Annotated in this window: 16 protein-coding genes; 14 read left to right on the top strand and 2 right to left on the bottom strand. The window is 52.7% G+C overall.

Annotation, left to right across the window (positions count from 1 at the left end; all coding sequences use genetic code 11):
* The first annotated feature begins 1 nt into the window (after position 1).
* From nuoE to fusA, 11 genes are all read left to right on the top strand, one after another.
* Positions 2–478 carry an NADH-quinone oxidoreductase subunit NuoE gene (nuoE, locus tag Q9Q94_RS10755; RefSeq protein ID WP_305980063.1) on the top strand — a complete coding sequence of 159 codons (477 nt, stop codon included), beginning with the start codon at positions 2–4 and terminating at the stop codon, positions 476–478.
* Positions 475–1791 carry an NADH-quinone oxidoreductase subunit NuoF gene (gene nuoF / locus Q9Q94_RS10750; RefSeq protein WP_305980062.1) on the top strand — a complete coding sequence of 439 codons (1317 nt, stop codon included), beginning with the start codon at positions 475–477 and terminating at the stop codon, positions 1789–1791. The genes nuoE and nuoF overlap by 4 nt, the downstream gene beginning before the upstream one ends.
* Positions 1792–1793: 2 nt before the next feature.
* Positions 1794–4130 (top strand): NADH-quinone oxidoreductase subunit NuoG, encoded by a 2337-nt coding sequence (nuoG, locus tag Q9Q94_RS10745; protein WP_305980061.1) that lies wholly within the window; start codon positions 1794–1796, stop codon positions 4128–4130.
* Positions 4130–5179 carry an NADH-quinone oxidoreductase subunit NuoH gene (gene nuoH, locus Q9Q94_RS10740; RefSeq protein ID WP_305980285.1) on the top strand — a complete coding sequence of 350 codons (1050 nt, stop codon included), beginning with the start codon at positions 4130–4132 and terminating at the stop codon, positions 5177–5179. The genes nuoG and nuoH overlap by 1 nt, the downstream gene beginning before the upstream one ends.
* 3 nt (positions 5180–5182) lie before the next feature.
* Positions 5183–5671 (top strand): NADH-quinone oxidoreductase subunit NuoI, encoded by a 489-nt coding sequence (nuoI, locus tag Q9Q94_RS10735; RefSeq protein ID WP_305980060.1) that lies wholly within the window; start codon positions 5183–5185, stop codon positions 5669–5671.
* A gap of 39 nt (positions 5672–5710) precedes the next feature.
* Positions 5711–6349 carry an NADH-quinone oxidoreductase subunit J gene (locus Q9Q94_RS10730; protein ID WP_371929847.1) on the top strand — a complete coding sequence of 213 codons (639 nt, stop codon included), beginning with the start codon at positions 5711–5713 and terminating at the stop codon, positions 6347–6349.
* Positions 6349–6654, top strand: coding sequence for an NADH-quinone oxidoreductase subunit NuoK (nuoK, locus tag Q9Q94_RS10725; protein ID WP_371929846.1), 306 nt, complete (start codon positions 6349–6351; stop codon positions 6652–6654). Before Q9Q94_RS10730 ends, nuoK begins: the two co-directional genes overlap by 1 nt.
* A gap of 7 nt (positions 6655–6661) precedes the next feature.
* A complete protein-coding gene (nuoL, locus tag Q9Q94_RS10720) occupies positions 6662–8692 on the top strand; it encodes an NADH-quinone oxidoreductase subunit L (protein WP_305980057.1) in 2031 nt (676 codons plus the stop codon).
* 43 nt (positions 8693–8735) lie between these two features.
* Positions 8736–10217, top strand: coding sequence for an NADH-quinone oxidoreductase subunit M (locus Q9Q94_RS10715; RefSeq protein WP_305980056.1), 1482 nt, complete (start codon positions 8736–8738; stop codon positions 10215–10217).
* 40 nt (positions 10218–10257) lie between these two features.
* Positions 10258–11817, top strand: coding sequence for an NADH-quinone oxidoreductase subunit NuoN (nuoN, locus tag Q9Q94_RS10710; protein ID WP_305980284.1), 1560 nt, complete (start codon positions 10258–10260; stop codon positions 11815–11817).
* A 791-nt stretch (positions 11818–12608) separates the two neighbouring features.
* The gene (gene fusA / locus Q9Q94_RS10705; protein ID WP_305980055.1) at positions 12609–14657 is read left to right on the top strand and encodes an elongation factor G; all 2049 of its coding nucleotides are present in this window, start codon (positions 12609–12611) and stop codon (positions 14655–14657) included.
* 64 nt (positions 14658–14721) lie between these two features.
* Here fusA and ubiG read toward each other — a convergent pair whose 3' ends face one another.
* Both ubiG and Q9Q94_RS10695 read right to left on the bottom strand, forming a co-directional pair.
* Positions 14722–15426: a bifunctional 2-polyprenyl-6-hydroxyphenol methylase/3-demethylubiquinol 3-O-methyltransferase UbiG gene (ubiG, locus tag Q9Q94_RS10700; RefSeq protein WP_305980054.1), complete on the bottom strand. Its 705-nt coding sequence runs from the start codon at positions 15424–15426 to the stop codon at positions 14722–14724.
* A gap of 99 nt (positions 15427–15525) precedes the next feature.
* Positions 15526–16251, bottom strand: a complete 726-nt coding sequence (locus tag Q9Q94_RS10695; protein ID WP_305980053.1) for an OmpA family protein — start codon at positions 16249–16251, stop codon at positions 15526–15528.
* A gap of 817 nt (positions 16252–17068) precedes the next feature.
* On the opposite strand from Q9Q94_RS10695, the gene gyrA reads away from it, so the two are divergent.
* The 3 genes from gyrA to hisC are packed head-to-tail and all read left to right on the top strand — an operon-like array spanning position 17069 to position 21879.
* A complete protein-coding gene (gyrA, locus tag Q9Q94_RS10690) occupies positions 17069–19675 on the top strand; it encodes a DNA gyrase subunit A (protein ID WP_305980052.1) in 2607 nt (868 codons plus the stop codon).
* A complete protein-coding gene (pheA, locus tag Q9Q94_RS10685; protein WP_305980051.1) occupies positions 19672–20736 on the top strand; it encodes a prephenate dehydratase in 1065 nt (354 codons plus the stop codon). Before gyrA ends, pheA begins: the two co-directional genes overlap by 4 nt.
* 42 nt (positions 20737–20778) lie before the next feature.
* Positions 20779–21879, top strand: coding sequence for a histidinol-phosphate transaminase (hisC, locus tag Q9Q94_RS10680; protein ID WP_305980050.1), 1101 nt, complete (start codon positions 20779–20781; stop codon positions 21877–21879).

Raw genomic sequence — 21879 nt, 5'->3', positions numbered from 1 at the left:
AATGCTGAGTTCTGAATCCCTGCAGTTGATTGACCGAGAAATAGCAAAATACCCAGCCGACCAGAAACAATCGGCGATCATGGGAGCGTTGCGCATAGCTCAGACCGAGATGCGCTGGCTTTCCAGCGAGACAATTGAATTCGTGGCGAGTTATCTGGGCATGCCGGCCATGGCTGCGTATGAAGTTGCCAGCTTTTACAACATGTACGATCTCGGGCCGGTAGGTACTCACAAAATCACGGTGTGTACAAATCTGCCGTGTGCTTTGTCTGGTGGTCTTGAAGCGGCTGAATATCTGCAGGAAAAACTCGGCGTTGGTTTCAATGAAACGACGGCTGATGGAAAATTCACCCTGAAGGAGGGTGAATGCATGGGTGCCTGTGGAGATGCACCGGTCATGCTTCATAACAATCACAAAATGTGCTGTCGGATGACGCGCCAGCAGATTGATTCGCTCATCGAGGAGTTGTCCAAATGAGCGAAACACGGTTGATTCTGGCGGATCTGGATGGTGATCGCAGTTGGCGACTTGCTGACTATGTTCAGCGCGGTGGGTATGAAGCGCTGAAAAAAATCGTCGCGGAAAAAACTTCGCCAGACGACATCATTGGGGTACTCAAGGCCTCCAATCTGCGTGGTCGTGGCGGTGCAGGATTTCCGACCGGTCTGAAGTGGAGTTTCATGCCCAAGGCCTATGTTGGCCCGAAGTATGTCGTCTGTAATTCGGACGAAGGTGAGCCAGGTACCTTCAAGGATCGTGACATCCTTCGCTATAACCCGCATGCAGTGATCGAAGGCATGATCATCGCTGGTTACTCCATGGGGTGTGCGGCAGGCTACAACTACATCCACGGCGAAATCTTCGAGGTTTATGCACGCTTCGAAGAGGCCCTTGAAGAAGCTCGTGCAGCGGGGCTCTTGGGCAAGAGCATTCTTGGGTCGGATTTCAGTTTTGAACTGTTTGCACATCACGGGTACGGTGCTTACGTCTGTGGTGAGGAAACCGGCCTGCTGGAGTCGCTGGAGGGCAAGAAGGGGCAGCCGCGTTACAAGCCGCCTTTCCCCGCAAGTTTCGGCCTGTATGGCAAGCCGACAACGATCAACAACACGGAGACCTTTGCTTCCGTGCCGTTCATCTTGCGCATGGGGGCCGAGGCTTTCCTGGGCTTGGGCAAGCCGAATAACGGAGGCACCAAGATTTTCTCGGTGTCAGGCCATGTGAATCGCCCCGGTAACTATGAAGTGCGACTGGGCACTCCATTTGCTGAACTGCTCGAAATGGCAGGCGGTATGCGTGCTGGCCGCAAGATCAAGGCTGTGATCCCTGGCGGCTCGTCGGCGCCGGTGATTCCGGGTGAGGTCATGATGGACCTGACCATGGATTACGACGCCATTTCCAAGGCTGGCTCCATGCTGGGTTCAGGTGCGGTGATCGTGATGGATGAGACGACCTGTATGGTCAAGGCGCTGGAGCGTTTGTCCTACTTCTATTTTGAGGAATCCTGCGGTCAATGCACGCCTTGCCGTGAAGGCACTGGCTGGATGTACAAAATGATGCACCGCATCGAGCACGGCGAGGGCAGGGCTGAGGATCTCGCACTGCTGGACAACGTTGCAGAAAACATCATGGGACGCACGATCTGTGCGTTGGGCGATGCGGCGGCCATGCCGGTGCGAGGTTTCCTCAAGCATTATCGTGACGAATTCGCCTACCACATCGAAAACAAGCGTTGCCTTGTCCCTGTTGCGCTGCAACGGGAAGGCAGCCGGATTTACGTGCGCCAGGACTGAGCATGCTAGAGATCGAAATCGACGGCCAGAAAGTGGAAGTAGCGGCAGGCAGCACCGTGATGGAGGCTGCACATAAGATTGGCAAGCACATTCCCCATTTCTGTTATCACAAGAAACTTTCCATTGCAGCCAATTGCCGGATGTGTCTGGTTGACGTGGAGAAAATGCCCAAAGCCGTGCCTGCGTGCGCAACGCCGGTGGCTGCGGACATGAAAATCAGCACCGGCTCGGAAAAAGCCGTCAAGGCACAGAAGGCGGTGATGGAGTTTCTGCTGATCAACCATCCGCTTGATTGCCCGATCTGTGATCAGGGTGGCGAATGTCAGTTGCAGGATCTTGCCGTGGGGTATGGAGCATCCGGCTCACGCTACCAGGAAGAAAAGCGTGTTGTGTTCAACAAGAACCTCGGCCCGTTGATCAATACCGACATGACACGCTGCATCCACTGCTCGCGTTGTGTGCGTTTTGGTCAGGAAATTTCGGGCGTGATGGAGCTTGGCATTGCCAACCGCGGTGAACATTCCGAGGTGATGGCCTTTGTGGACCGCTCAGTCGATTCAGAACTCTCCGGTAATGCGATTGATCTGTGCCCGGTCGGGGCGCTGACTTCCAAACCGTTCCGTTTTGGTGCGCGGTCGTGGGAAATGGCGCGCCGCAAATCGGTGAGCCCGCACGACTCATTGGGAGCAAACCTGCAGGTGCAGGTCAAGCACGACAAAGTAATGCGCGTCCTGCCGCTGGAAAATGAAGACGTAAATGAGTGCTGGATTTCAGACAAGGAACGTTTTTCCTATGAGGGGCTGCAGGCTCCGGATCGCCTGACAGAGCCGCAAATCAAGCATGGCGGGGTTTGGCACAAGGTCGACTGGCAAACCGCACTCGATTACGTGGTGCGTACTTTGAACGACATCAAGAGCGATCACGGCGCCGAACAGATCGGGGCCCTTCTTTCACCGCACAGCACGGTTGAAGAAATGTTCCTCGCACAGAAACTGGTGCGCGGCATTGGCTCTGACAACATCGACTCCCGTTTGCGTCAGATTGATTTCAGGCTTGATGGCAAGCGCGCTGGCGCCCCTTGGCTGGGCATGCCTGTAGCTGCCTTGTCTACGCTGGATGCCGCACTGGTCGTTGGGAGTTTCCTGCGCAAGGATCATCCCCTGCTGGCTCAGCGCCTGCGTCAGGCACAGCGCCGTGGTGGCAAGATTTCTCGTGTCAATGCAGTGGCTGATGACTGGCTCGTTCCATTGGCGGCTGAAGTGATCGCTGCTCCGGATCAGATGGCCGTGTCGCTGGCCGCCGTGCTGGCGGCTTTGGTCGAGAAGACTGGTGCCACAGTTATTGCAGAATGCGCCGAGCTGGCAGGCAAAGCGGTAGCAAGTGATGCTGCGCGGGCCGTAGCCACAGCCTTGCTGACAGGCGAACAACGCGCGGTGTTGCTTGGCAATTTTGCTGTTCAACATCCGAATGCGACTTCCTTGCAGATTTTGGCAGCTGAAATTGCCCGCATCGCAGGGGCGGGTTTTGGTTTCCTTGGGGAGTCTGCAGGCTCGGTTGGTACCTATCTGAGCAAAGCCTTGCCACTGAGTGGCGGCATGAATGTTGCCCAGATGCTGGCTTCGCCACGCAAGGCGTACATTCTGCTGGGGGTTGAACCTGAGCTGGATTGTGCTGATGGAGCTGCGGCACAGGCCGCGCTGGCGCAGGCGACAAGTGTGATTTACATGGGCAGCTTTGTGGGCAAGGCTGCTGAATATTCTGATGTGATGCTGCCAATTGCTCCGTTCAGTGAAACCTCTGGCAGTTTCGTGAATACCGAAGGCCGTGCCCAGTCGTTCAGTGCCGTGGTCAAACCTTTGGGCGAGACACGCCCGGCCTGGAAGGTGTTGCGCGTACTTGGCAATCTGTTTGGCCTTGATGACTTCGACCAGGAGTCTTCCGAGACTGCTCGCGACGAAGTACTGGCGGGCGACATCGCTTCGCGTCTGAACAACGCGGTGATTGGCGCCGTGGTGAGTCAGGATGCAGTCGCTGCCGGCTTGCAGCGCATCGCCGACGTCCCAATCTATTTTGCTGACCCTCTGGTGCGGCGCGCGCCATCATTGCAGAAAACCCGTGATGCGGCACTGCCACTGGCGCGCTTGAATCCGGCGACATTGGCGCAGCTCGGGATTGAATCAGGACAGGACGTAAAAGTGATCTCCTCGCAGAGCCGCGTCCAGCTTCGTTCAAGGGCTGATGCCTCTGTACCTCAAGGCTGCATGCGGGTCTCCGCAGCACATGCCTCGACAGTGGCTCTGGGAGCCATGTTTGGCGAACTCAGCGTGGAGCTTGCATGATGGATCAACTCCTGCAACCTTTTGCCAGCTTCTTTGGCCCGCTGTGGGTGGTGGTTTGGACATTGTTCAAGATTGTCCTGATTGTTGCTCCGTTGATGGGCGCGGTGGCTTACATGACCTTGGCAGAACGCAAGGTCATAGGCTGGATTCAGGTACGTATCGGTCCTAACCGGGTTGGGCCATTAGGCTTGCTGCAGCCAGTGGCTGATGGCCTCAAGCTTCTGTTCAAGGAAATCATTTCGCCCGCCAAAGCCAGCAAGGAACTGTTCTTTCTTGGCCCGGTCATGGCAATTGCCCCGGCGTTTGCAGCGTGGGCAGTGGTACCGTTTGCGGACGGCTTGGTTCTGGCGAATGTTAATGCCGGCCTTTTGTTTCTGATGGCCATTACCTCGTTGGGGGTGTATGGCGTGATCATTGCCGGCTGGGCCTCCAATTCCAAGTACGCATTCCTTGGCGCCATGCGCTCTGCTGCGCAGATGGTGTCCTATGAACTGGCGATGGGTTTTTCTCTGGTGTGCGTGCTGATGGTTTCTGGATCGTTGAATATTTCCGAAATCGTCACAGGGCAGGGCGCAGGCCGTTTTGCTGACCTGGGCCTGGGGTTCCTTAGCTGGAACTGGCTGCCGCTGCTGCCAATGTTCTTTGTCTATTTCGTATCAGGGGTTGCTGAGACCAATCGAGCGCCTTTTGACGTGGTGGAAGGCGAGTCTGAAATCGTGGCGGGGCACATGATCGAGTATTCCGGCATGGCCTTTTCCATGTTTTTTATTGCCGAGTACGCCAACATGATTCTGGTGGCGGTGTTGACGGCAGTGTTTTTCCTTGGCGGCTGGCTCTCACCGGTGGGCTTTTTGCCCGACGGAATCTGGTGGCTGCTGGTAAAAGCCGCAGTGCTGCTGTTTGTATTTTTGTGGATCCGAGCCACATTCCCGCGCTTCCGCTACGACCAGATCATGCGTCTGGGCTGGAAGGTCTTCATCCCGTTGTGCTTGCTCTGGGTGCTGGTTGTTGGCATCTGGATCCTGTCACCCTTGTCGATCTGGAAGTAAATCATGGGTGCTGTGAAAGACTTTTTCGGCAGTGTTGTTCTCCTAGAACTGTTCAAGGGCTTGGCCTTGACCGGCAGGCATATGTTTGCGCGCAAAATAACGATCCAGTATCCAGAAGAGAAAACGCCGCAAAGCCCGCGTTTTCGCGGTCTGCACGCTTTGCGTCGCTATCCGAATGGTGAGGAGCGGTGTATCGCCTGCAAACTTTGTGAGGCTGTATGTCCTGCCATGGCGATCACCATCGATTCCGCGCAGCGGGAGGATGGCTCGCGGCGGACAACGCGTTACGACATTGATCTGACCAAATGTATTTTTTGTGGTTTCTGTGAAGAGGCCTGTCCGGTGGATGCCATCGTCGAAACACGCCAGCTTGAGTATCACGGTGAGAGGCGAGGAGATCTCTACTACACCAAGCAAATGCTGCTTGCCGTAGGCGATCGCTATGAAAAGCAGATTGCTGAAGACCGGGCGGCTGACGCCAAATATCGCTAAGACAGGATTGCAAAAGGTTCAACCGAGGAATCCATGGCTATTTCGTTTCCGACAATCTGTTTTTACCTGTTTTCAGCGATTCTTGTTTTCGCCGGACTCAGGGTCATTACGGCGCGCAACCCTGTGCATGCCGTGCTCTATCTGGTTCTGGCCTTCTTTACCTCGGGCATGATCTGGATGCTAATGCAGGCAGAGTTTCTTGCCATTGCGATTGTGCTGATTTATGTCGGTGCCGTGATGGTTCTCTTCTTGTTCGTAGTGATGATGCTGGATATCAATGTCGACAAGATGCGTGAAGGCTTCTGGCGCTATCTGCCGGTCGGCCTTGTCGTGGCTGCAATCATGGTCGCCGAAATGGCGATGGTGTTGAATGGCCGTTACTTCCGTCTCGAAAATCAACCTGCTCCGCAAGCCGTAGATGCCGGCTACAGCAATGCTCAAGACCTTGCCCGGGTGATCTTTACCGACTACGCCTATCCTTTTGAGCTGGCCTCGCTGATCTTGCTGGTGGCCATGATTTCAGCGGTGATGCTTACCTATCGTCGTCGGGAGTCGATCAAACACATGGATCCGGCTGCCCAGATAGCCGTAAAGGCCAAGGATCGCCTGGTGATTCATTCGATTCCCGCTGAAAAAGAAGAAAGTGGTGCCGAGTCCACCGCGGAGGTCACAAAATGATGGTGCCGCTTTCACATGTGCTGACCCTTGGTGCCGTGCTTTTTGCGTTCAGCGTGGTTGGAATTTTCCTGAACCGCAAGAACCTGATTGTCCTGCTGATGGCCATCGAACTGATGCTACTGGCAGTTAACATGAATTTCGTAGCGTTCTCTACCTACTACGGTGACGCTGCCGGCCAGATCTTTGTCTTCTTCATTCTGACTGTGGCTGCGGCCGAGTCCGCCATCGGGCTGGCTATCCTGGTCGTACTGTTTCGTAATCTGCGTTCCATTCATGTCGATGATCTCGACAGCCTGAAGGGTTGAGAGCCTGATGACTTCCATGCAGAAACTCTATCTTCTCGTTCCTCTGGCTCCGCTGGCAGGAGCCATTCTGGCAGGCCTGTTTGGCAAGCTGATTGGTCGTACGGCTTCACATGTGGTCACCATCCTTGGAGTGCTGACAGCTTTTATTGCCTCTGTTTTCATTTATCAAGATGTGCGAGCCGGCCACGAATTCAATGGTGCGCTCTACACCTGGGCGACCAGCGGAGGAATTCGCTTTGAAGTTGGCTTCCTCATCGACAGCCTGACTGTGATGATGATGCTGGTGGTGAGCTTTGTGTCACTCATGGTGCATATCTACACGATTGGCTACATGGCTGAAGACCCCGGCTACCAGCGCTTCTTCAGCTATATCTCGTTGTTTACCTTCGCGATGCTGATGCTGGTGATGAGCAACAACTTCCTGCAGCTCTTCTTCGGCTGGGAGGCGGTGGGTCTTGTCTCCTATCTGCTGATCGGTTTCTGGTATACCCGGCCGACGGCGATCTACGCCAACCTCAAGGCCTTCCTGGTTAATCGCGTAGGCGATTTCGGATTCCTGCTGGGGATTGGTCTGATAGCTGCATTTGCTGGCAGCCTGAATTACGCGGAGGTGTTTGCCAAAGCGCCTGAACTGGTCCAGATGGTGGTTCCTGCGACTGGCTGGCCGCTTATGACGGCTATATGCATCGGGCTGTTCATCGGAGCAATGGGGAAATCCGCTCAGATACCTCTGCATGTATGGCTGCCCGATTCCATGGAGGGCCCGACGCCGATTTCCGCGTTGATTCATGCGGCGACCATGGTGACTGCCGGGATTTTCATGGTGGCACGCATGTCACCGCTGTTCGAGCTATCTGAAACAGCACTGTCATTCGTAATGATCATCGGCGCGACGACGGCCCTGTTCATGGGCTTCCTCGGCATCGTGCAGAACGACATCAAGCGTGTGGTTGCCTATTCCACGCTGTCGCAGTTGGGTTACATGACGGTGGCTCTCGGTGCTTCGGCTTACTCTGCTGCTGTTTTCCACCTGATGACTCACGCCTTCTTCAAGGCGCTGCTGTTTCTTGGTGCCGGGTCGGTAATCATCGGCATGCATCACGATCAGGATATGCGCAACATGGGTGGTCTGTGGAAACACATGAAAATCACATGGATTACATCATTGCTCGGCTCTGTTGCATTGATCGGTGTCCCTTTTACTTCTGGCTTCTATTCCAAGGACATGATTATTGATGCGGTGCTCGAATCCCATCGTTGGGGCTCAGGCTATGCCTATTTCTGCGTAGCGGCTGGTGTGTTCGTTACGGCGTTCTATTCTTTCCGCATGTATTTCATGGTGTTTCATGGTGAAGAGCGTTTCGGCAAAGCCCACGATGATCATTCTCATGAAGCGAAGCATGACAGTGATCATGAGCATCATGGTCTTGCTGCCGGGCAGAAACCGCACGAGTCCTCGTGGGTTGTAACAGTTCCATTGATTCTTTTGGCCATACCATCCGTACTGATCGGTTTCTATACCATTCAACCCATGCTGTTCGGGGATTGGTTCAAGGGAGCGATATTCGTATCCGAACATAATGACGTTCTGAAGGAAATCGGAGGCCATTTTCACGGCTCGTTTGCCAAGGCGCTGCATGGCTTTTTCAGCCTGCCGTTCGTGATGGCTATGGCGGGCGTTCTGTTGTCTTGGTTTTTCTACCTGAAGCGGCCGGATATTCCTTCTGCCATCCAGAAACGGTTCGCTGTTCTCTACACCTTGCTGGACAACAAGTACTACTTCGACCGGTTTAATGAAATTGTGTTTGCTGGCGGGACGCGTCTGTTGGGGCGTTGCTTCTGGAAAGGTGGTGACCAAGCTGTCATTGATGGCGTTCTGATCAACGGTTCTGCTCGCTTGGTCGCTTGGATTTCACGGATGTCACGTTTATTGCAGAGTGGCTTGGTGTATCAGTATGCGTTTTGGGTGATTATCGGTGTAGTGATCCTGCTGGCCCTCTGGTGGCCGTATCTGCGGGCAGGGATGGCCGCATTTTGAAGTGCCGCACCTTCCGACGTAAAAGAATTCACGGAAAGCAAAGATGACCAGCTTGCCTTACCTCAGTTTCTCTATATGGATCCCGATTTTCGGAGGTCTGCTGACGCTGTTTGCCCACTCTGAACGAAATGCCCACGTGGCACGTTTCATGGGTCTGTTCTTTTCGCTGGCAGGTTTTCTTGTCACATTGCCCTTGTATGTGCAGTTTGATGCAAGCAGTAGCACCATGCAGTTCGTTGAACACACAAACTGGATTCGCTACTTCAATGCGCATTACTCGCTCGGCGTGGATGGTATTTCGATGCCATTCATCATCCTCAACAGTTTCATAACCGTGATCGTAGTGCTTGCATGCTGGGAAGTGATTCAGAAAAAAACGGCGCAGTATGTTGCTGCGTTTCTGATCATGTCGGGGCTCATGAACGGGATTTTTTCGGCTCAGGATGGCGTTCTGTTCTATGTTTTCTTTGAAGCATCCTTGATCCCCCTGTATCTGGCCATCGGCATATGGGGCGGGCCGAATCGAGTGTATGCGGCAATCAAATTTTTCCTTTACACGCTGGCAGGCTCCCTGCTGATGCTGCTGGCCTTCATCTATCTGTTTCAGCAGTCTCAGGGCAGTTTTGACCTGGCTGACTGGCATGCTTTGAAGTTGGACATGCGAGCGCAGAGCTGGATTTTCTGGGCATTTCTTGCGTCGTTCTCCGTCAAAGTGCCAATGTGGCCGGTGCATACCTGGCTGCCGGACGCCCACGTTGAAGCGCCTACAGGGGGGTCTGTGGTGCTGGCTGCAATCGCCTTGAAATTGGGGGCGTACGGGTTTTTGCGTTTCTCGTTACCAATAACACCAGATGCCAGTCAGGCGATGGCTCCAGTCATCATTGCCCTATCCTTGATTGCGGTGATCTATATCGGTTTTGTTGCTGTTGTGCAGACCGATATGAAGAAGCTGGTTGCTTATTCGTCAATTGCGCACATGGGATTCGTGACCTTGGGCTTTTTCATGTTCAACCCCTTGGGGGTTGAGGGTGCCCTGGTGCAGATGATCTCTCACGGATTTGTATCGGCAGCCATGTTCCTGTGTATCGGGGTGCTGTATGACCGTATGCATAGCCGGGAGATTTCCGATTATGGCGGCGTAGTAAACGTCATGCCAAAGTTCGCGGCGGTTTTCATGTTGTTTTCCATGGCCAACGCAGGACTGCCGGCAACCAGTGGATTCGTGGGCGAATTCATGGTTGTGCTGGGCGCAGTCAAATACAATTTCTGGGTGGGCTTTGCAGCCGCGACCACATTGATTCTCGGTGCTGCTTATACCCTCTGGATGTACAAGCGCGTTATGTTTGGAGCTGTGATCAACCCGCATGTGGCCGCACTGACCGACATCAATCGCCGCGAGAGTTTGTTCCTTGGTGTGCTGGCTATTTGCGTATTGATAATGGGGCTCTACCCCTTTCCGATAACCGAAGTGATGCATGCCTCTGTTGACGATCTGCTCAAGCATGTAGCTGCGGGCAAATTGTGATCAATAGATTGAGCGTAACTGGTAACTGCATAGGCGCATGATGGAATTCCAGATCCCGAATTTTTATCCAGCAGCTCCGGAGCTTGCTGTCGTGGCGATCAGCTTGCTGACTCTGCTGCTTGTTTCCTTCGCACGCCGTCGCGCTAGCCAGATAGCCTATTACATGACGCATGTGGCTTTGTTGCTCGCAGCCGTTCTGACTATTCATGTCAGTCGCGACTTCTCCGCAACGATCGGCAAACTCTATGTACAGCTTCCTTTCAGCGAGTTTCTGCGTAATCTGGGACAGATCGGATTGGCGTATCTGGGCAGTAGCGAGATGAGCTTCACTTTTGGACAAATGTACTTGGCGGATCCTCTGGGAGATTTGCTGAAGGTAGTCGTTTGCGCTTCTGTCGCGATGGTTCTCATATATGGGCGCCGCTATTTGCAAGACCGCAAACTGGAGTCAGCTGAATACTATTTGATCATTCTCTTTGCGGTCCTCGGGGTCATGGTATTGATTTCTGCGGGCAGTTTATTGTCGGTATATATCGGTCTTGAGTTGCTCTCTCTGTCTTCGTATGCCTTGGTAGCCATCAATCGGGACTCTATCCGTTCGACTGAAGCGGCCATGAAGTATTTCGTACTTGGGGCATTGGCTTCTGGCTTGCTTCTTTATGGCATGTCAATGGTTTACGGGGCGACGCAATCCTTGGGGTTGGTTGATGTTGCGCGTTCCCTGGTTGATCCCCAGTCTGCCAATCGGACTGTTCTGCTTTTTGGTCTGGTATTCGTAGTTGCGGGGGTCGCTTTCAAGCTTGGTGTGGTGCCCTTTCATATGTGGATTCCAGATGTATATGAAGGCGCGCCGACGGCAGTGACTGCACTGATTGCCTCTGCTTCCAAGCTTGCAGCCTTTGCAATGGTTTGCCGTTTATTGGCGCTGGGGTTGTGGGATCTTGTCGAACACTGGAAATTGATGCTTCTTTTTACCGGCGTAGCTTCAATCGTTCTTGGAAATCTGACTGCAATAGCCCAGTCCAATCTGAAGCGTATGTTGGCGTACTCAGGTATTTCACACATGGGCTTTCTGCTGCTGGGGTTTGCCTCTACGACGTCGCATGGTTCAACAAATGCTTACGCCTCTTCGCTTTTCTATGTGCTTACGTATGTGCTTACTACGTTGGCAGGCTTCGGAATAATTTTATTGATGTCACGAGCAGGATTTGAAGCCGAAAGTCTGGATGACTTCAAGGGACTGAACAAGCGCAGTAGTTGGTGGGCAGGCCTGATGGCCGTAGTCATGTTTTCAATGGCCGGTTTGCCATTTTTTGTCGGATTTTTTGCGAAATTCTTTGTTCTGCAGGCGCTCTGGTCCGCGGGTTACGCTGCATTGGCAGTCCTGGCCGTGGTGATGTCACTGGTGGGGGCGTTCTACTATCTGCGGGTTGTGAAAATCATGTTTTTTGACGAGCCTGCCGCTGATTTTTCAGGAATAGAAGCATGCTTTGGGGTGCGTTGCCTGCTTTCTGTCAATGTGCTGGCAATAGCACTATTAGGTTTGTTTCCGAGTTTTTTGATGCAGACTTGTGTGCTTGTTGTGCAAGGGTCTCTTTAAAACATTGTTTTTATTTATGGAGAAAGCCAGTTTAGCTGGCTTTTTTTTCGAGCATTATTCTTGAAGCTTTATGTTGTTGGATTTCGGACCGCCAACAAAAATATTTTTGCAAGGTTACTTTTCAATATCACTGATTCAATCTGTGCAAAGAGATGACAGACCACAAGCACTTCAACTTAGCCATCAATATCAAGATTTATTTATGCGATTCATCGAGCCTAGGACAACGTGAAACAAACGAAGATACCAATGCACTAGGGCATCGATCTCTCTGACCACTCGCAGAGCAAGTTCTATATGGTGGAAAAACGATCTAATGAACGACCAAGGAGACACTAGACCAAACCCCTGCTCAGCGATTTCATCAATGTCTTGCCATGATCTCAAGTCAGTGACTGATAGAGTTTTTGGTGATGCTTGTGGGTATTTCTGATCAAGGCATTGGTCTCTGTCTCGATATCTTTACCGGTTGGGTCTTGGTTACACAGGTATGGCTGTATTGACTCCTCCCTGGCAAGGGTTAAACGTTGGCAAGTAACGCCTGAATGAGAGGGCGTTTGTGAGCGTGTTTCAAATGAGGCTTAATGAGACAGATGCAGGCGCTGAAGCCAAACTCATTCCACGCCTCGAAGAATTGTCACTAACCCCGCTCTCGATGCATGCTCCGATATTCGAATCTCGTGCTGAGGCCCAGAAGGGCAAAGTTTCCGCTTGCTGTCGATGCTGATTGAAACGGGCATGTAGCGGGTGTAGTGTCGCTTCATGCTACATCAACAAGAGGAGACACGAAGATGCCTGCCGCACAGAATATTCGTACTCTGGCTTTGCTGGGTCATGCTGGATCCGGTAAAACAACTCTGATTGAGAATCTGTTGGCCCTTGGAGGCGCCATTACACAGGCTGGTAGCGTCGAAAAGGGGACGACGGTCTGTGATTACGATCCTCTTGAAAAAGAGCATCAACATACCGCCAAGCTCGCCACCGCATTTATTGATCAAGGGGAGGTGCGTGTCCAGCTTCTTGATACACCAGGATTTCCCGATTTCGCTGGTCAAGCGATCGCCGCGCTTGATGCGGCAGAAACAATAGCTATCGTTATCAATCCACAGAATGGCATCGAAATAAGTGCTTCAAGAGCTATGCTATGGGCGCAAACCAGAAAACTCTGTCGTTTTATCGTCGTGAACCGTATAGATGTTGAGCGTTTGAATTTATCTCAGGTTCTTGAGGATTTACAGGCAACGTTCGGACGTGAATGCTTGCCTGTCAATTTGCCTGCGGATGGTGGAAAACGTGTGGTGGACTGTTTCTTTAACCGGTCTGCTGATTCGACCGATTTTGGCCGCATCGAAGATGCACATCGTGCCATTGTTGAACAGATTGTCGAGGTTGATGAAGCCTTAATGGAGCGCTATCTGAACGGAGAAGAGCTGGCCCCGGACGTTTTGCATGATGCTTTTGAGAAAGCTTTGCGTGAAGGGCATCTTGTACCTGTTTTGTTCACCTCGGCTCGTGCTGATGTAGGGGGGCGCGAGTTGCTGGACTTCATCGTACGGCTTGCGCCCAGTCCACTAGAGGGGAATCCTCCTTTGTTTGAAAAATGGATGAACGGGAAAAGTGCTTCAGTTGAAGCATTTAATGCCACACATTGTCCAGATGATCATGTGATCGCCCATGTTTTCAAGGTTGAGGTTGATGCCTATCTGGGGAAAATCGCGACACTGCGAGTATTGCAGGGAACCATAACACCAGACAGCATGCTTTTTCTTGGGGATGCGCGCAAACCGTTTCGAGTAGCACATTTGTATAGCATTCAAGGCAAGCAGCTGACGCCAATCATTAGCGCGGGTCCCGGTGAGATATGCGCGATTACAAAAATTGAGGATGTTGCATTTGATGCCGTGCTGCATGATGTGCCTGAAGATGCATCCATCCATTTTCGACCTTTACCTATTCCACATGCAGTTTATGGCTTGGCTGTTCGAGTCAAGCGGCGCGGGGAAGAGCAGAAGCTGGCAGAAATTTTGCATCGCTTGGCCGTCGAGGATCCCGGGTTACAAGTGGAGAGCGATCCGACGACACATGAAGTGGTTATTCGTGGACAAGGCGAGTTGCATCTTGGCAGGGTGTTAGAGCGGATGAGCTCGCTGTACAAGTTGGATGTGGATAGCCACTCGCCAACCATTCCATATCGAGAAACCATTACTCATGGCGCCGAAGGACATCATCGGCACAAAAAGCAAAGTGGTGGGGCAGGGCAGTTTGGCGAAGTATTCTTACGTGTGTCGCCACTCCCTCGAGGCGAAGGCTTCCGCTTCAAAGATGAAGTTAAGGGCGGTGCGATTCCTGGTGTTTTTATTCCCGCCGTGGAAAAAGGCGTTCGTGAAGCGCTGGGTTCGGGGGCTATTGCTGGTTTCCCCGTACAGGATATTGAAGTTACCGTGTATGACGGGAAGACTCACCCCGTTGACGGGAAAGAAATCGCTTTTGTAACCGCGGGCCGAAAGGCTTTTCTTGATGCGGTGAGGAATGCCAGACCCGTGGTGTTAGAACCGTTGGTTGATCTGGAGCTAACTGTACCCGATTATGCTTATGGAGACGTTTCTGGTGAAATATCTTCTCGGCGCGGGCAAGTAACCAATACTGGAAATGCTCGTACAGGAATGGTTTCTATCAATGCGCGGGCACCTTTGTCTGAATTGAGTGATTTTCAAAATCGCCTCAAGTCGATTACTGGTGGTCAGGGGAGTTACACGCTTGAGTTGTCTGAGTACGAAGCGACCCCTCCAAATATTCAATTGCAATTGATGTCTGCTTTCAAGCCACAAGATGATGAATAATTTTACGGAAATTTGACTAAACCTAGCGAAAAGGCTGATGTAAAATCAGCCTTTTTTAATGGCCTTATTCTTGTTTTTTTGCGAAAATTAAATAATTAACATCCGTTTTCTGATTGATGTAATAGGCTTTGCTTAGTGGGTTGTAGCTCATGCCCGAAAATTCATGAAGATCAAGGCCTGCATTGCGCAAATAGCGAGAGATCTCAGAAGGCCTTAGGAATTTTGAATATTCGTGAGTGCCACGCGGCAGCATATTGAGAATGTACTCAGCACCTATGATCGCAAGCATATAAGCTTTAAGGTTGCGATTGAGCGTTGACAAGAAAACGTGCCCCCCTGGTTTGAGCAATCTGGAGCAGGCTTGTATTACGCTACCAGGGTCCGGGACGTGCTCAAGCATTTCCATGCAAGTAACAACGTCAAATGAAGCAGGTTGCTGTGCAGAAAACTCTTCAGCAGATATCTGCCGGTAATCTACCAACAGATTGCTTTCAAAGAGATGTAAGCGAGCAACGGAAAGAGCTTTTTCCGACAGATCAATTCCTGTGACACTTGCCCCTTTTTGAGCCATGCTTTCGGTTAATATGCCGCCCCCGCAGCCAATATCCAGCACGGTCTTCCCGGCAAGTGATGTGTGCGAATCAATCCACTCCAAACGGAGGGGATTGATGTCGTGTAACGGCTTGAATTCCGATTCGGGATCCCACCAGCGGTGAGCTAATTCGCTGAACTTGGCCAGTTCGTTTTCGTCGGCGTTAATGCTGTGCATGGAGATCCTTGCTCATTCAAGGGATAGATTCTCGCAGAGTTGGTGGACGAAAAAAAGCCCAGCAAATGCCGGGCCTTTTTCTGAGTCTGAACTGATCGCTTACTTGGTGCCGACAGCTTCCAGTTCTACGCGACGGTCAGGAGCCAAGCAGTCAACCAGCTTCTTGTTCTTGCCGCTGTCTGCTCCCAGCTTTTCGCAGGTTTTTCCTGTGATGGGCTGAGCTTCACCCTTGCCTTCGGTGTAGACCTTGTTGGCTGCAATCCCTTGGCTAACCAGGAAGTCTTTGACGGCAGCTGCGCGCTTCTCCGACAGTTTCTGATTGTAGGCAGGCGAACCGATGCGGTCAGCATGACCAACGGCGATGATCACTTCCAGAGCCTTCAGTTTCTTGGCGCTGTCAGCGAAAGTGGTCAAGTTGTCTTTGCCAAGGTCGCTCAGGTCGGCTTTGTCGTAGGCGAAGAGCGCATCGCTCGGCAAGCTAACTTTCTGAGCAGCTGGCGTTGGTGCTGCAACAGGCGCTGCTGCGGGCTTTTCCGCGACAGCGGCGGGAGGGGTTGCTACAGGGGCTGCAGCAACTGGAGCGTCAGCTTTGATTTCACCGCATTCAACGCCGACTGGCTTGCCAGCTTCGGTCATCACGCTTTTGATCAGATCTGTGGAGTAGTTGTTGCTGCGCAGACAATTGCCCAGCCCGTCTTTTTCCACGATGTTCCCAGATCCTATGACATAGGGTTGAATGGGGGCGGATTTGACGACGATTTGTGCTTGAGCGCTGGCGGCAAAACTTGCGATGGCTGCCAGAATGAACAGATGTGATTTTTTCATATTCTCCTCGTTGCAAGGCTGATTGCGAACAACAATGGACAGATCGGTTTCCCGATGCCCCCGATTACCATTATAGGCTAGAAAGAATTTGGCTAATTTCAATGTCTTGACGCTATACCAAACAAATTTTCTTGGCAGCGCTTACCTTGAAGCCATGATCCTTAGCACTTCGAAGCATTCTGCCACAGGCGTGAAATGCGCAGCAATTCTTTGTTGCTCTTGTGCAACAAATTTCTAGCGCGAGTGCGGGGATTGCCGTAAACCCACACTGGTGAGGCTGATTCTCTGCTAGCAGCGAGCAAACCTGTTTCAGCTGAGGCTGCATTTTCTGAACAAGACGACCAATTTGGTGTTTGGGTTGCTGCGTGAGTGAGCGTTCGTCGAATTGTGGCCGTCTTTTTTTGGGGGGTATGCCGCGTGTTGGTGAGTGCAAATGATCGGGGTGTCAATCAGGCGTTCTTTCAGGTGCGCCTCGGTGCAGAGCGCTTATGCCACGTGGGCTACGCCCTGTCGTGCTTCCGGCGCGAAAGCTGTGCATGAGCTAGTGCCAGCTTGGAAGGTGGACTGCTCTGTGGGTCGCTTGTCCGCACCGTATGGTAGGGGGGTGAGCGATTGTCCCGTATTCGCCTTGTTCGTTGGTTTCGTTTGGCGGCAGGCCGTCCAAATCTGGCCTCGCAGACTTCTATGGTCAGGCCCGCTTGTATGGGAGGGTATGTTTGGATGGTGGCTTAGGGCTGCGCTGATCTGAGAAGGGGGGCGAGAGCGTGTTACAATTCTGAACTTTTAGCGCACTTAACCGGACCCTTCAAAAGCGCCTATGAATTCGTTTGCCAAGGAAACGCTGCCTATCAGTTTAGAGGAAGAAATGCGTCACTCTTACCTTGATTACGCAATGAGCGTAATCGTAGGGCGGGCGCTGCCGGATGTGCGTGATGGCTTGAAGCCGGTGCATCGTCGGGTACTCTATGCGATGCATGAAGCGAATAATGTCTGGAATCGCCCATATGTGAAATGTGCTCGGGTGGTCGGCGACGTGATGGGTAAGTTTCACCCTCACGGAGATTCGGCAATTTACGATACGCTGGTGCGAATGGCGCAGGATTTCTCGTTGCGCTACACCTTGGTCGACGGGCAGGGCAACTTCGGTTCCATTGACGGCGATGCGGCAGCAGCGATGCGTTATACCGAATGTCGTTTGGAGAAGATATCTGCGGACTTGCTTGCAGATATCGACAAAGAAACTGTTGATTATCAGCCCAATTACGACGGTAAGGAGTTGGAACCAACTGTCCTGCCGACCCGCATTCCCAATCTGTTGATCAATGGTTCGGCCGGTATTGCGGTGGGGATGGCGACCAACATTGCGCCTCATAATCTCTCCGAGGTGATTGAGGCGTGTCTGACCCTGCTGTCGAATCCTGATACGGATATCGAAGAATTGATCAAGATCGTTCCCGCACCGGATTTTCCTACTGCGGGTCTGATCTATGGCTTGCATGGTGTCCACGAAGGTTACCGCACGGGGCGTGGTCGCGTTGTGATGCGTGCGCGGACCCATTTTGAAGACATGGAGCGTGGCAATCGTCAGGCGATTATTGTTGACGAAATCCCATACCAGGTTAACAAGAAGACGTTGCTTGAAAAAATCGCCGAGCTCGTTGGCGATAAAAAGATCGAGGGGATTTCAGATCTGCGTGACGAGTCGGACAAATCCGGCATGCGCGTGGTCATTGAGCTGAAGCGTGGTGAAGTCGCTGAGGTTGTACTGAACAATCTGTTCAAGCAAACCCAGTTGCAAGACACTTTCGGCATGAACATGGTGGCGCTGGTCGATGGGAAGCCGCGCCTGCTGAATCTCAAGCAGATGCTGGAGTGCTTCCTTTCACATCGTCGTGAAGTGGTGACGCGCCGTACGGTATTTGAATTGCGCAAGGCTCGTGAGCGTGGTCACATCCTTGAAGGACTGGCTGTGGCTCTCTCCAATGTCGATGAAATAATCGCGTTGATCAAAGCTGCACCAACTCCGGCAGATGCCAAACGGGAGTTGATAGAGCGAGTCTGGCGCTCTCAGCTTGTTGAGGAGATGTTGGCCCGGGCGATGTCTGATGACTATCGCCCTGAAGGTCTGGCTGCCGATTTTGGTTTTTCGGCCCAGGGCTATCGTCTTTCCGAGGTCCAGGCTCAGCGCATTCTCGAAATGCAGTTGCAGCGCCTGACCAATATGGAGCAAGACAAAATTGTCGGTGAATATCGCGATGTAATGGCTGAAATAGCAGATCTGCTCGACATCCTTGCCAAGCCCGCACGCATTACTGCAATCATTGAAACAGAGCTGCGTGCCGTTCGTGAGCAGTTCGGTGATCCCCGAAAGTCTGAAATCGTATTGAATACTGCAGATATCAATATTGAGGATCTGATTGCGCCGGAAGATATGGTGGTGACGCTTTCCCATACCGGCTACTTCAAACGTCAGCCACTCACGGATTATCGAGCCCAGAAGCGCGGCGGTCGCGGCAAGCAGGCTGCGGCGATGAAGGAAGATGATTTCCTCGATCAACTCTTCGTTGCCAACACCCACGATTTCATATTGTGTTTCTCGAATCGTGGCCGACTGTATTGGTTAAAGGTTTATGAGGTTCCTGAGGGTAATCGGACTTCGCGCGGCAAGCCGATTGTTAACCTTTTCCCGTTGGTTGAGGGAGAGAAGATCACTGCTGTATTGCCCGTCAAGGAGTTTGATGAAGGTCATTTCATCTTTATGGCGACTGCTCAAGGCACAGTGAAAAAAACCCCGCTCACTGATTTTTCCAATCCGCGCAAGGCAGGAATAATTGCAGTTGGTCTGGATGATGAAGATTTCCTGATCGGCGTGGCTGTTACAGACGGGGATTGCAATGTCATGCTTTTCTCGGATGCAGGCAAGGCTGTCCGATTCAATGAAAGCGATGTCAGGCCGATGGGACGCACCGCTCGTGGTGTGCGCGGCATGATGCTGGAGGATGGACAGTGCGTATTGTCCATGCTGGTTGCTCAAGGTGAAACCCAGAGCGTTTTGACGGCAACTGAAAATGGCTATGGCAAGCGGACTGCGATTGGTGAATATACGCTGCATGGCCGTGGTACCAAGGGCATGATTGCTATTCAAGCTTCGGAGCGGAATGGCAAACTCGTTGGCGCGGTGCTGGTCGATCCGACTGATCAAGTTATGCTGATTTCCGATAATGGCGTGTTGATTCGTACTCCTGTGAAAGATATTCGGGAACTTGGTCGCTCCACTCAAGGTGTTACCCTGATCAATCTGGATGCTGGCTCAAGACTCTCTTCCATCGTCAAGATTGCTGATAGCGATGACGAGAGTGCAGAGGGCGACAGTGACGTTGCTGAGGCTGGCGAGGAAGCTGCGGGTGAGGATGGCGTGGAATGAGTGATGAGTTACTGAAACTCCGCACCGAGATTGACCGGCTGGATGCTGAGATTCTTGAGCGCTTGGCGGCTCGTGCGCAGTGTGCAAAACGTGTTGGTGAAGTGAAGCAAGGGCCACTTTATCGTCCTGAGCGTGAGGCTCAGGTGCTGCGCAGCATTGCAGAAAGAAATCCCGGGCCACTGTCGAACGAGGCGGTGCAGCGTATTTTTCGTGAAATCATGTCATGGTGTCTTGGGCTGGAGCAGCCGCTCAAGGTTGCTCATCTGGGGCCCTGTGGTACGTTTTCTGAAGCTGCAGCCAGTAAGCATTTCGGTGGTTCGCCAGCGCTCATGCCTCAACAAACCATTGATGACGTGTTTCATGCTGTGGAAGCAGGGGCTGTCGAGTACGGCGTGGTTCCTGTCGAGAATTCGACGGAAGGTGCAATCAGCCGGTCCCTTGATCTGTTGCTCTCAGGGAATGTGTCTGTTTGTGGTGAGGTCAGTCTGCGCATTCGACACAACCTTATGAGCCGTGCCAAGAGCTTGTCAGGGGTCAAACGGATTTACTCGCATTCCCAATCACTGGCTCAATGCAATGACTGGCTTGCGCATCATGCACATGATATTGAGCGCAGGCCTGTTTCAAGCAATGCCGAGGCGGCACGTCTGGCTGCCGATGATGTCGAGGCAGCAGCGATTGCGGGGGAAAGAGCTGCACAGCTGTACGATTTGCCTGTTTTATTTGCCAATATCGAGGATGACCCGAACAACACCACGCGTTTTCTGGTCATCGGTCAGCACGATGCAGGACCTTCAGGGCGTGACAAGACTTCGCTGATCTGCTCTGCGCCGAATCGTCCAGGTGCCGTACATGCGCTGCTGCAGCCGTTCGCGGATCAAGGCGTGAGCATGAGCAAGCTGGAGTCCCGCCCTTCGCGGACTGGTCTGTGGGAGTACGTCTTTTACGTCGATGTGGAGGGGCACCGGGAAGACCCTTCGGTTGCCGCTGCGCTCCGGACGCTGGTGGATCGGGCCGCTTTCGTCAAAGTTCTGGGCTCTTACCCCGTTGCCGCGATTTGAGCGAGAAGCACCGCAGGGCTTCCACCTTCTCGGAGTTGAATGATGAGTGTCGAGCAACGTGCGCCGGCGTATATCCGTGCTATTTCTCCCTATATTCCAGGCAAGCCGATCGAAGAACTGGCGCGTGAGATGGATCTTGATGAAGCAAAAATCGTCAAGCTCGCATCCAACGAAAACCCGCTGGGCATGAGTCCAAAAGCGCGTGCAGCCATGCAGGCACCACTTGATGGGCTGGCGCTTTATCCCGATGGGAATGGCTTTGCACTGAAGCAGGCGCTGGCGAAGAAACTTGGCGTGAGCATGGATTGCTTCGTGCTTGGTAATGGCTCGAACGATATCCTGGAGCTTGTCGCACGCACTTTTTTGTCGGCTCGCGCTGATGCGGTTTATTCCCAGCACGCTTTTGCGGTTTATCCGTTGGCGATCCAAGGGGTGGGGGCACGTGCAATCGAGGTGCCTGCGCGCTTCTTTGGCCATGATCTGGCGGCGATGGCTGATGCGATTACCCCAGAGACCCGTGTCGTTTTCATTGCCAATCCGAATAATCCTACAGGTAGCTTTCTGCCGGGCGCGGTGATAGAGGACTTTCTCGAGCGTGTGCCGGCAGATGTGCTGGTGTTGCTCGACGAGGCTTACAACGAATACTTGCCTCCTGGGCTGCGTTACGACAGCGTGCGTTGGCTGGCGCGTTTCCCGAATCTTCTGATTACGCGGACTTTTTCCAAGATTTACGGTCTGGCTGGGCTGCGCGTGGGGTATGGGGTTGCCAATCCTGCTGTGGCGGATCTGATGAACCGTGTGCGTCAGCCATTCAATGTCAATAGTCTGGCGCTGGCCGCAGCTCAAGGTGCGCTGTCGGATGATGACTTTCTGAAGCGCAGTTATGAGAACAATTGTGCTGGAATGGCTCAGCTGATCAAGGGTCTTGAAGCCATGAATCTGCAGCACATTCCCTCCGTGGGTAATTTTCTGACGTTCCGTGTTGGTGATGGTGCAGGGGTGAACAGACGTCTACTGCAGCAGGGGGTGATCGTTCGTCCGATCAGCAGCTACGGTATGCCGGAGTGGCTGCGAGTGACGATCGGCCTGCCTGCCGAGAACGACCGCTTCCTTGCTGCACTGGCTGTTGCGCTGAAAGGCTGA

The sequence above is a fragment of the Uliginosibacterium sp. 31-16 genome (genome assembly GCF_030730865.1).
Taxonomy (GTDB): domain Bacteria; phylum Pseudomonadota; class Gammaproteobacteria; order Burkholderiales; family Rhodocyclaceae; genus Uliginosibacterium.
Note: the sequence above shows the minus strand (reverse complement) of the source record. Positions and strands in the feature narration are given on the sequence as shown.